The sequence below is a fragment of the Arenibacter catalasegens genome (assembly GCF_002909235.1).
Lineage (GTDB): Bacteria > Bacteroidota > Bacteroidia > Flavobacteriales > Flavobacteriaceae > Arenibacter > Arenibacter catalasegens.
This window is the reverse complement of sequence record NZ_PHQQ01000032.1, coordinates 10968-22841: the sequence shown is the minus strand read 5'-3', so window position 1 is coordinate 22841 and position 11874 is coordinate 10968. Positions and strand designations below refer to the sequence as shown.

General features: G+C 40.5%; 6 protein-coding genes. 1 reads left to right on the top strand and 5 read right to left on the bottom strand.

Annotation, left to right across the window (positions count from 1 at the left end; all coding sequences use genetic code 11):
* The first annotated feature begins 131 nt into the window (after nt 1-131).
* Nucleotides 132-2045, top strand: a complete 1914-nt coding sequence (locus tag CWD90_RS20130; RefSeq protein ID WP_103477859.1) for a glycoside hydrolase family 97 protein — start codon at nt 132-134, stop codon at nt 2043-2045.
* A 173-nt stretch (nt 2046-2218) separates the two neighbouring features.
* Here CWD90_RS20130 and CWD90_RS20125 read toward each other — a convergent pair whose 3' ends face one another.
* From CWD90_RS20125 to CWD90_RS20105, 5 genes are all read right to left on the bottom strand, one after another.
* Nucleotides 2219-4036: a DUF5060 domain-containing protein gene (locus tag CWD90_RS20125; protein ID WP_103477858.1), complete on the bottom strand. Its 1818-nt coding sequence runs from the start codon at nt 4034-4036 to the stop codon at nt 2219-2221.
* A 24-nt stretch (nt 4037-4060) separates the two neighbouring features.
* A complete protein-coding gene (locus CWD90_RS23115; protein ID WP_157941283.1) occupies nt 4061-4198 on the bottom strand; it encodes a hypothetical protein in 138 nt (45 codons plus the stop codon).
* A 265-nt stretch (nt 4199-4463) separates the two neighbouring features.
* Complete coding sequence (locus tag CWD90_RS20115; protein WP_103477856.1) at nt 4464-6350, bottom strand: heparinase II/III domain-containing protein; 1887 nt, start codon at nt 6348-6350, stop codon at nt 4464-4466.
* 97 nt (nt 6351-6447) lie between these two features.
* The gene (locus CWD90_RS20110) at nt 6448-8223 is read right to left on the bottom strand and encodes a RagB/SusD family nutrient uptake outer membrane protein (RefSeq protein WP_103477899.1); all 1776 of its coding nucleotides are present in this window, start codon (nt 8221-8223) and stop codon (nt 6448-6450) included.
* A 19-nt stretch (nt 8224-8242) separates the two neighbouring features.
* On the bottom strand, nt 8243-11470 hold the full coding sequence (locus CWD90_RS20105) for a SusC/RagA family TonB-linked outer membrane protein (protein WP_205161282.1): 3228 nt from the start codon (nt 11468-11470) through the stop codon (nt 8243-8245).
* Nucleotides 11471-11874: the final 404 nt, after the last annotated feature.

The following is an 11874-nucleotide window of genomic DNA, read 5'->3' as shown; positions in this document are numbered from 1 at the left end:
CCTAATAAATAGGGAATTACGATTAAATGAAGTTGTAAAGTCCGGCCGTGCTAAGAATGTCACTGTTTTGAGTTGGGTTTCAAATTATATTAGCTTTCATTTGCAATGTACAACTATTGACAAAAAGCGAAATGGGAAAAAATACTCGATATGTAATAATGCTGGTCATCGCCATGAACTTTATATCCTGCAAGACAAAACAGAGGGATGTTATAACTGTTAAAAGTCCATCTGGTATCTTATCCCTAAATATCGCAAAGGAAGGCCAGGATGTATACCTCAACTTAACTAAAAACAAAGAATTTCAGCTTAGGATTGGATTGGATAGCATCCTCAAAGACACTGCCGTCTTTGGTAAGGCTTATATTATAGGGAAGGCAGAATATACCTCAGAAAACAATGTGTGGAGTCCGGCTTATGGGGAACGGGAAGAAGTTAATGACATCTATAATCAAGTTGTTATTCCATTAATAGGCAACATGGGTGCTGGAAAAGAGATAAGGATAATGTGCAGGGTTTATGACGAAGGTATTGCTTTTAGGTATCAATTTAATGCCGAAAATTTTAAGCAATTTATTTTGAGCGAAGAAACTACTTCCTTTAGTTTTGAGAGTGATCACTTGGCTTGGGTCAGTACAAATGCCCAAGGAAGCTATTCGGAAACAAATATTAGTAAGATTGATGCTGCATTAGAACGGCCATTGGTTTTGAAGAAGACCGATTCAACTTATATGGCTTTGGGCGAAGCGGGATTGGTTAATTACGCCAGAGCCAAATTTAAAAAAGACCCGACAAAGGCCAATACATTACTAATTGACTTGGATGGGGAGGTAAGCCTTGAGAAGGCCGGTTATGTTTCCCCATGGCGCTATGTTATGGTTGGAAATAGTCCAGGGCAATTGCTGGAAAACAACTTTTTTGTAGAAAATCTAAATGAACCCAACAAATTGGAGGATTTATCATGGATCCAACCAGGCAAGGTTATAAGAGAGGTTACGCTAACCACTAAAGGTGGTCTGGCCTGTGTGGATTTCGCTGTAAAACACAATTTACAATATGTAGAATTTGATGCCGGTTGGTACGGACATGAATATGAAGACAGTGCAGATGCCTCTACGATAACAGTAGACCCAAATAGATCTCCGGGCCCATTAGACCTGCACAAGGTTATTGCCTATGGTAAAGAAAGAGGTATTGGAATCATATTATACGTTAACCGAAGGGCAATGGAAAAACAATTGGATGAAATTTTACCATTGTATCAATCCTGGGGAATAAAAGGAGTAAAATATGGTTTTGTAAATGTAGGCCCCCAAGACTGGACATCCTGGCTGCATGATGCGGTAAGAAAGGCAGCTGATCATAAATTAATGGTAGATATACATGATGAATACCGTCCAACCGGGTATTCTAGAACGTACCCTAATTTAATGACTCAAGAAGGAATAAGAGGAGATGAAGAAAGTCCCAGCATTTCACAAAGCATAACGACACTTTTTACACGAATGTTGGCTGGGGCAGCTGACAATACCAATTGCTATCTAGCCTCACGAGTATCCGAAAAAATGGGAGGTAAAACGGCCCAAATGGCCAAATCTATAATGCTCTACAGCCCTTGGCAGTTTCTATATTGGTATGATAGACCAGAGGGTTCGCCACACAAAGTTGGTGGAGCCGGGGATAATGAAAAAATATTAAAAGAGGACGTTGGTTTTCAATTTTATGATCAACTGCCAGTGGTTTGGGATGAAACCAGGGTATTGGAAGGGATTATAGGTGAATATGCCACTGTAGCACGTAGAAGCGGGACAAGCTGGTATATAGGATCCTTAACGGCCAATGAAAAAAGAGAAGTTATTATTCCATTGGATTTTCTCGAAGCATCTGCAAATTATGAAGCCATAATCTACTTTCAGGATGCAAAAAGTTTAGAAGAAGGCCAAGTTATGATAGAAAAATTAAGTGTTGATGGCAATACTACCATCAACAAAAGTTTAGAAAATAATTCAGGTTTGGCAATAGTCTTACACCGAATAGATATGTGAAGTTTTAACAACATATAAAATGGAAAAAACCATTCAAACTCTAAACTAGGTTTGCCAATCTGCAAACCTCTACCCTATTTGTGATATCTCAAAAAACAAGCACCAAGCCAATCGATTTGGATTGATGATGTTTAAAGAAACAATAAAAATTTCTTAACAAATACGGACTTAAACTAGGCTTTCTTAACGACCAAAACCACCCAATCTTGGTCTTTTTCTTTTGGAGGCATTCCCAAGGATTGTGGACCACTACCCGAGATAGCCTTTATTTTTCCTTGTTTTAACGGACCTCCCTTTCTGGGGTTGTACCACTGTACTTCAAACTCCAGGTTGTTATCACCCAGATCCAAAGTAGATTCGCCCCCGTTCTTAAGATAGACTACGTAATTAGTCCCTGTCTTGGCCAAAACATAGTCCCCCTCGGAAGAAATTAGTGAATCGTTGGATTCCATTTCCCAAACTGGAACATTATTATTTTTAAAGAATTCCAAGCATAAACGGCCCTGGTCCCAGAAGAGATCACGTGAACGAAAGTCTTGACAGCTTAGGTCCGAGTGTGGGTGTTTGTATCCAAAATACCACTCTGTACCCCAGGCCCCGGCCATCATAGCTCCCCATAATCCATTTTTTCGAGCATTATTATGTTGAGGGTCTTCCGTATCGGTAATAAGTGCGTGTTGCGCATCCCCCGGTTCATCGCAGGCTACCGCCCAAATTTTCCCACCTTCCTTAGATTCCTTAAGTATTCTTAAAACCGATTTGTGCACATTACTAAAATCGTCCCTATTGGTCTGTAGGGATGCTCCTGTAAATTTGGAATTTGGACCGTATAGCCCATCAAACCAATCGCCGTTATGGATTACGATATGATGTTTGTAAGGATCAATGGAAGAAAGGTATTCCGCCAAGCGTAAACGCTCCGCAACATCAATGGGAAAGGTAGGAGGTGTCGCGGTCCAATCCCCCGTCTCTTCTGCCAAATTCCAGTTTAGGGCCAAATGATGCCCAAATCGGGCAATTAGTTCTCGAAAGTACAATTTGGTATAAAGACCGGTCCCTCCATTGTCGAGTAGTCCCTGGTTTTCATGTTCCAAGGTTTTAAAATGCAAAAACATACCGAGTTTATCGGCATGTTCAAAAAGCACTTCCCATTGATCCAATTTAGAGGTATCAAAACGATCGTAGGTATCATAATCCACATATGGGAAGACGTTTTGATCATCACCTGCAATATTCATGGTAAGAAAGGAAAAGGCGTTCATGCCTTTTGAAGCCAAGTAATTGATCGCTCCAACCAGCTCTTTTCCCTTTCCACCTTTCCAAGTAGGGTCTCCTTCTTTCCAGTCCTGCAAATGTGCCTCCCAAGTTTTCACCAAATTGTCTTTATGTCCGTCATTGTGGAAAGTACCATCAAACTGATCGTATGCCAATAAGTTCTCTGGTGCATCGGAACCACATTTTAAAAAGTATTCACCTGTTTCTGCAAATTTGAGGTAGCGTTCCCCTACATATTGTAGGCGGCCTTTGCCCCTAAAATCCCGACCCGACTTATCCGATTCCACAATGCTGAAGACACCTGTTTCCCCATCCATGTATTCGCCACTAGATAGCTTTTCCGAAGTCCGGATAGCAGCCCATTTCCCTTTTTTAAATGCTACTTTATAGGTCCACTCCCCAATTTCATCTGGCGCAAAATGGACTTTCCAACTATTTCCCGCAATAGCACCTGTGTTGCCGGCACTACCATCGGCTGCATAATATCCAGGTATTTGGTATGATGTCCCACTTTCGGTATGGGTGAAAACAACATTTAAACGATAATTCAGAAAGGGATTGTCATCTGAGGTTTCTGAGGTCTCAGGCCCTTCAAAATTTAAAGTTACTTTATGCCATTTTTTAAGTTCGCCAGATATTTTTTGTCCAATTAGGCCGCTTTGAATAAGAAAGAATAATAAGCTAGTTAGAAAAAAAGTAGATTTAAATGATTTCATAACAAGTGGTTATATGGTTTTAATTTAGCATTTCAATATAGGAATAAAAAGCACCATAGGTTTAATCCCCTTCAAGAAAATTAGTTTACTGTATCCTTTTCCTGCAGCCAGGTCCAGCACAAAATTCACCTTATCAATTTCCTTTCCATAGAATTTTTCCATCAGTCCGTTTTCTACGCATTGGTTCGAAGTGACTTTATTGGATAGGCTTATATTGTCAGTATTTCTGCGTTTATATAAATGACGGCATCTGCCCATATTGACTTAAAAATTATCATCAATCTCAAAAACCATCTTAAATAAACTTTAATGGCCTTGATCAAATATTAATGACCAAGGCTATTTAAGATATAAAAACCACTGAATTCCTTTGTAGACCATTCTACACAATGTAAATCCAAAGTTGAATGGCTCCTAACTACCTACATTAATCTCCGGAAAGACGTACTCTAAGTGTCGTTTTACGGTCGTTAATAGTGTACGCTGGCAGTCGTAATTCGATACGTTTTAAGTTCTCTATTTGTCTATCTAATTCCAATGGCGCCGGATGTACAGAAACAACGGATACCGATATTTCGGGATGAGACAAATTTTCCAACTTTAATTGCTTACCGTCTTGGCGTAAAATTGCCCCACCTTTAACAATCTCTACGTCTGCCACTGTAAGCATTTGCCAAGTGACCAATTGCGTTGAATCGGAAACTACTAAGGAGTCCTCTATAAGCAATGATGTTGGGCTATCTTTAACAAACCGACGCTGTGCTCTTTCTAATTGTCCTTCAAAGGCTGCACTAAGGTCCAAGGTGGCCTCTGGTTGATTACCATCCTTAAAGTCTGTAAAAGAGGCCATTCCATCCACCTTATGGTGTTGGTTGTTCACGGTCAATGTACTATGTCCAAAATTATTTTTCGTTAAAAGCGACCAACGTTCGCACTCTTGGCATCTGTGCCAAAGGTCAAAGCCTGTCTTTTCTAGATTATGATAGTTTTGGTTTCCGGCGTCTATAGACCAACGCACCCCGTTAAGTTCAAATATGAAAGACCCTCCATCCATATTCCCGTGATTAACGGTCCCTCTTCCCCCTTTTCCACCAAAATAGTATTGGTGGGGATCGCTAGGAGGAGATTTAAAAATAACAATAGGATTGTCTCCATCACCTTTCCAAGCCAAGGGAGTTTTTTGGTCCTCTTTTTCCTTAAATTGGGAAACCCATACCAGTCCTGCTCCAGCATTTCTACCCAATTTTCCCATTTCGTTGGCGGGCGCTAAAAAACGGTCTTCCTCAAAAAAAGCCTTATTGCCAGTTTTGGAAGCGAACCAAGCCAAAGTAATATCCCCCTGTTCGCTACGTTTATCACCACAATCCGCAAAGTTATAATACCACCCTGAGGGTGCATTACAAAGCAATCTAAAATTAGCACTTTCCATAAAAGCAGGAAATTCCGTCAATCCGAAATCAGTATCAAATGCACTTTCGAACATAGCAGCCGTGAATACCGTAAAAGAAGTACCATAGGACCAATAGGTTGAACCTTCAGGATAAATACCATCGGGACCATAGGAAACAAGAGCCTGTGGGATACTATCTAAAGCCCTGCCAATGGTCCTGGCCGCCAATTCAGGATCTTTATCGGCTGTAACTATAGCCGCGGCTATCATACCCCCATGACATACTTGATTCCAATTATTGTTACCTCCTACCCAGCCTGTATTGCCTTTTTCATTGTAACTCGGTTTAATTCCTTTCTCGATAAGCGATGTTTTGGCTAAATCGACGGTGGTGGAAGGCAATGCCTCACCGGCCCAATCGATGCCAAAGGCCACAGCCATCGACATCTCTGCCACATCCAGGTAATGTGAAGGGTTCCAGTCCGAAAAATTACAGACCGCCTTCAGTTCTGCATCAATACGAGCCAGGATAACCGGATCCTTTTCAATGCGATATACCATCCCTAAAATATTCATACGATACAACATTTCCCTTGAGACATGAAGCAACCGTCTGCCTTCCAATTCTCTTTCCAGTAGCGGTTCTTTTTGAATGTCAATGGCGTTGGCCTGAATTGCCTTGTATAGATTCTGAACAACGGGATCGGTTTTTAGTTTTTTTATAAGGTCTTTTTCGATTTTAGGGTTCAACACCAGTTTTGGTCCGCCTTTTTTAAGTTTTTTTTGGAGGTATTGTACACTAATCGGGTTCTGTAATTTCGGTAGATTACTTGTAGCCTTCTCTTGGGTTCGCGCTAAGTGTATATTAAATAGACACATTACGGGCACTAGCAAAAGAAAGCGTTGAACTTTTTTACATGACATTTATATTAGTTTTAAAATTAATTAGGAAATGGTTAAGGCCGTTAAAAGAACAAAGCCATCGACTGAGGATGGCTTTGTCTTATTAGATTTATATTTATTACCACCCAGGGTTTTGACCTAAATCCGGGTTTTGCGAAATTTCCGAAAGTGGAATTGGCCACAAATAATGTTTGTTCTCATCAAATTGTGGTGTCGCCCAATCGGAACTGCCATAAGGATCTATATAGGTCTTTCCGTTTCCAGCATCAACCGCCGTTTTAACCGTAGCCCCTGCATAACGTGCCTGAGCTGTGGCATCCCACAACAGACCCAAATCTTTTTTCTGCAATTTGGTTCCTTGTTTCCAACGTCTAAGGTCATCATAGCGAAAACCTTCCATAAATAACTCCACGCGACGTTCCCTACGGATCTCCGCTAGCAATGGTGTAATTCCGTCTCCCACATAACGTGGATCAACTGGGACATTGGCCATATCAAGATGTGGCATGGCCACCCGATCCCGCAAGGCATTGATTGTCATATCCAAAATGTCAGGAGTAATAGTGCCCAACTCGGCTGCCGCTTCTGCATAGTTAAGCAAGGCCTCACCTAAACGCATGGTAATAGCCGGTGTCCATGAAGTGTTGTACGACCTATAAGCTGCCGCAACATCATAGACTTTAATAATTTGATAGCCAGTAGCACTTTTTTCTCCTCCTACCATACCAGTAACACGAGGATACGTAAAGTCACCACTATTACCAAAATTGTAATACCCACGATCATCTGGATGCAGAATGGTTTGTCTTAGTCGCGGATCCCGGTTTTCAAAAACATCTTCAATTTGACCATCTCCTGCATACAGTCCGGACAAGGTAATGGGCAGACCATCGGTACAAAGGTAATCTTCGACCATACTTCTAGTGGCCCCTCCGTTATAACCCCTCCAATAGGACATTACATGATTGGTATACTGTCCTGGATCATATTTTCTCCATAGTATAACCTCAGAATTACCATCAAGGTCCAATTGACGGTGATAAGCGTTGTAGTCATGCTCAGAATCTCCAGTACTATATAGTGAATATGGCCCGTCCTCTATAAGTTCTTTGGCCGCATTGGCCGCCTCGGTAAGCCACATTTCACTATTGGTCCCTCCGTGGTATTTTTGCCAAGTACCTTCAAAAAGACAAATACGTGATTTCACCAACAATGCTGACCATCGGTTCAGTCGTCCATGATTGCCACCATCTCCCCATGCTTCCGGTAGATTTGCAGTGGCAAAATTTAAATCTGCCAAAACATTTGTCATAACCTCACTACGTGGAGTTCTGGCACTGAACAACTCTTCTGACTCTGTGGAAAGTTCTTCATCGATCCAGGTGATGTCACCAAATTTTGAAACCTTATCTGCATAGAACCAACCTCTAAAAAGACGGGCTTCGGCTCTATATTTATCTTTGACCTCTTCTGAAACATTTGCTAAATCGTAGTTCTTCAATCCAATGTTCAAGGAGCGAACAAAGTTCCATCCCTTATAACCATACATTTCGGGTCCATCGGGTACTACATGAATGCCTGCCCGTAAGGATCGGTACCTATCATGCCTACTATGCTGCGCTGTGATGTTATCAGAGGCCTCATCCAAATACCATAAACCCCATTTATGGCTGTTAAACCCATCAAAATGCCCCATCATAATAGGCACATTATCATCATTTCTGGCAAGGTCATAAAAGTTATTGTTATAGACCTGAAGGTCACTTTCAGTAGACCAGAAAGTGGCATCACTCACACTATCAAGTGGTACTCTTTCTAAAAAATCATCGTTACAGCTAAACAACAGAAGTATTGCCGTAAACCACATTATGTTTTTAATTATATTAGTTTTCATAGTATATATTTTCTTTAGATTAAAAGGATACATTGACTCCAAATGTGAAAATTCGCTGTAAATAGTATTCCTGTGTCACTGTAAATATCGATTCAGGGTCTAGTGGTTTATGCATCTTTGTAGACTCCCAAAGGTTCTGTCCCGCTATGTACAATTGTGCTTTGCTCATACCAAGGTTCTCTAAAAGCGTGCTTGGCAAATTAAAACTTAAGGTAACATTCTTAAGTCTTATATACGCGGCATTCTGTACATAACGAGATTGTGGTAGAATATTACGCTTATCGGAAGTACCGATCAAGGGCGCAGCAAAATAAGCATCCGGGTTATCCGGGTTCCATGATTCGGTTATGTAATATTTTTCAACAAGATTGGCGTTGTTGGGGTAAAAGGCATTCCAGTTACCGTTGCTAGGAAGGTAATCTCTAAATAATCCCTGAAAAAATAGATCTAGTGACCAGTTTTTATATTTGATGTCTGGGTTGATTCCAAAAGAATAACGGGCCGTAGTATTACCAATTATTTTATAATCCCCCGGATCGTCAAGCGTCTGACTTCCACGATCTATTTTACCGTCATTGTTCAAATCTGCATATTGAATATCCCCAGCAGACCAATTGTTACCTATAGGCGATTGATCAGGTGCCGCTGCTACCTCAGCATCTGTTTGAAAAATCCCTACCGTTTCATAACCCCAAATATCTCCTACTTGTTGCCCAACATAATACTCTGATAAGGCTCCGGATGGGTTAATGTATTTAGTTATTTCGGTCTGACTGTCGGCCAAGGCTAGATTCAAGCCCCATCGACCATGTTCCCCGAAGGTATCTCGCCATGTAAGGGAAAGTTCCCATCCTTTGGTACGTAAATCAGCCGCGTTGCTCGCTGGCGCGCTTACACCTAAAAGTCCTGGATAATCTACAGACATCAACATGTCCTTGGTATCCCGGGTAAAATAATCAGCCGTAATAGCTAGCTTATTTTTAAAAAGTGCCAAATCAAGACCTATGTTCTTTGATTCTACTGTTTCCCAAGTTAAGCTAGGACTAACCAAACCGCCTGGACTTACGTAAGGCGTTCTACCTGACCCCAAAATGTAAGGTGAGGTGCTAGATCCCAAACTGGTGATGTATGGGTAATTTCCATAATTTTCTTCCACCGACTGATTTCCCAAGGAACCCCAGGAACCACGTATCTTAAATTGCTCTAACCATCCCTCAGTACTAGCCATAAAGGGCTCTTCAGATATATTCCATCCTGCAGAAAAAGAAGGAAAGAAACCAAAACGATCGTCCGTTGGGAAACGTGATGTACCGTCATAACGCCCATTGGCTTCAAACAGGTATCTATCTTTATAAATATAATTCAAACGATAAAATCCACCTCTTAGTGAAAACGCAGTTTCATTTCCATTCGTAGTCTGAGCCCCAGTGGTTGCACTAATATTATTGATCAAGGGTGTTATTAAAGTCTGCGCGCGAGCAGAAAAAAAACGCTTATGCCCCCATTCTTGGTTGAAACCGATCATAGCTTTTACGAAGTGATCTTTATCTGTCCTATCAGCATTGAACTCGTATTCTGCGAAAGCGTTAAAAACATAATACTCATTGCGATTATTCGTTTCTTGTATATAATCATTTCCACTAAGACCGTTATTAAGTATAGGGTCGGCATTTAGATCTGTATCAACGATTTCAATTTTACTGGCCACATCCTTGTCATTTCTGTTAAAGGAATTATACGAAAAATCACTTCTGATTTTTAGGCCAGGAGCAGGATCTAAGGTAACTCCTTGAGTCAACCAAATGTCACCGGCTACAAAAGTATCGCGGCCTCCATCTTCAAAATATGGAAAAAAGGTTCCGAAATATTCACCTATAAGTGGCGCATAGGTATCCCGGTCACCAGGAGTTTGATAAAAGGGAAGGTCCGGAAATTTCAGCGGCGTAATTGCCGTAACCCTCGCTACGGTATTTATGTTAACGTCCCAATTGTAAAAATGGGGCTTGTCACTATTTTGATTGTTATATACAATCTTAGAATCAAAATTCAACCAATCATTAACCTGATAATCGGTTTTCATCAAAATATTGTAGCGCTTGTACTTCTCGTTCTTTTCTGAATTGTTGATGTATCCGTCTTTACTCAGGTATCCAAAAGACACATAATAGGATGCCTTTTCAGTGGCACCGCTAATACTGAAGTCATAAGTCTGCTGTGGACTAAAGTCTGCAATAGCCTTATTGTTGTAATCGTTGTTTCCGAAATAACGTAAATTACCGTTTTTAACACCCCATTCGTTTTCGGGTATGGGATTTTCTGAATACCTTTTAGCTCCAGCTACATAATCCTCATCATATCGTGGCTGTCCACTAGTACGAATAGTAGCTTCATTAAGATAATTTACCAGGTCATATGGATCGGTTACAGGATCGATAAAAAAAATGGGTTTGGCATAAGATTGTTGTGTACTAAAATTGATACTGGTTTTACCCACCCTACCTTTTTTCGTTTCTACCAAAATAACCCCAAAAGCACCCCTTGCACCATAGACAGCGGCTGCCGAAGCATCTTTAAGAACGGATACACTTTTAATATCATTCGGGTTAATACGTTCAAGATCCATAGGAACCCCATCTACCAAAATAAGGGGACTACCACCATTAATGGATTCGAAGCCTCGAATGTTAAAATCGGCGCTTCCTGTAGGATCGCCGTTTCTAATAGATATATTAAGGTTGGGAACCACCCCCTGTAAGCCTTGACCTGCCGAGGTAATAGGCCTGTTCTCTAAACGTTCTGCATCGGCAATACCTACCGAACCTGTCAAGTTCTTCTTTTTCTGGGTACCATATCCTACCACAACAACTTCTTCAAGTTGTCCGGCATCGATGGCAAGACTTGCATTTACAGTAGACTTACCTGAAACAGCGACCTCGGTTGTTTTATATCCGATATAACTAAATACCAAAATAGCATCTGAAGCCACCTCAATTGCATAATTACCGTCAAAATCGGCAACTGCACCAGTTGTAGTGCCTTTAACTACAACACTAGATCCGGGCAGCGGAATTCCATCTTCATCAGTGACGGTACCTTGTACAATCGATTGTATTTTTTCTGTAAAAGAAAGAGGTTCAGTTAATCGAGTATGCGCCGATGCTGTCGGCATGCCCATGGAGAACAGCATAACAGGCAATAGAAAGCCCGTCGATTTTGGCATCCATTTTTTTAAGCGATTTTTCATCATAATAAAAAGATTTAAGTTAGTTGTTAATTAGTTGAGATACTTTCGTTAAAGAAAAATCACTACAATTCTTGAAAGCACCTTTATTTTAGCAAAAATCAAATCCTAAAATAATTTAGATATTTTCTAAATACCTTTTTGTCAAAATCACAATTAAGTATTGAATTACTAAATAAGTAGTCCAAAAATTACATGTTAACAATTCTTTAACTTTTCGAAGATAGGAATTCATTTCAAAAAAAAAAACTTTTTTTCATCTATTCAAAAAGATAATAATGCAAAACAATTGACAATTTTATTAAATCAAGTGACTGGCCACCCCATCTATCGACTTAAAGTCCAATGTTTAGGAAGTTCCAACTAAGCCCAAATTTTTTTGGCTACCCAGCTTTAGCATTTAAATTGGG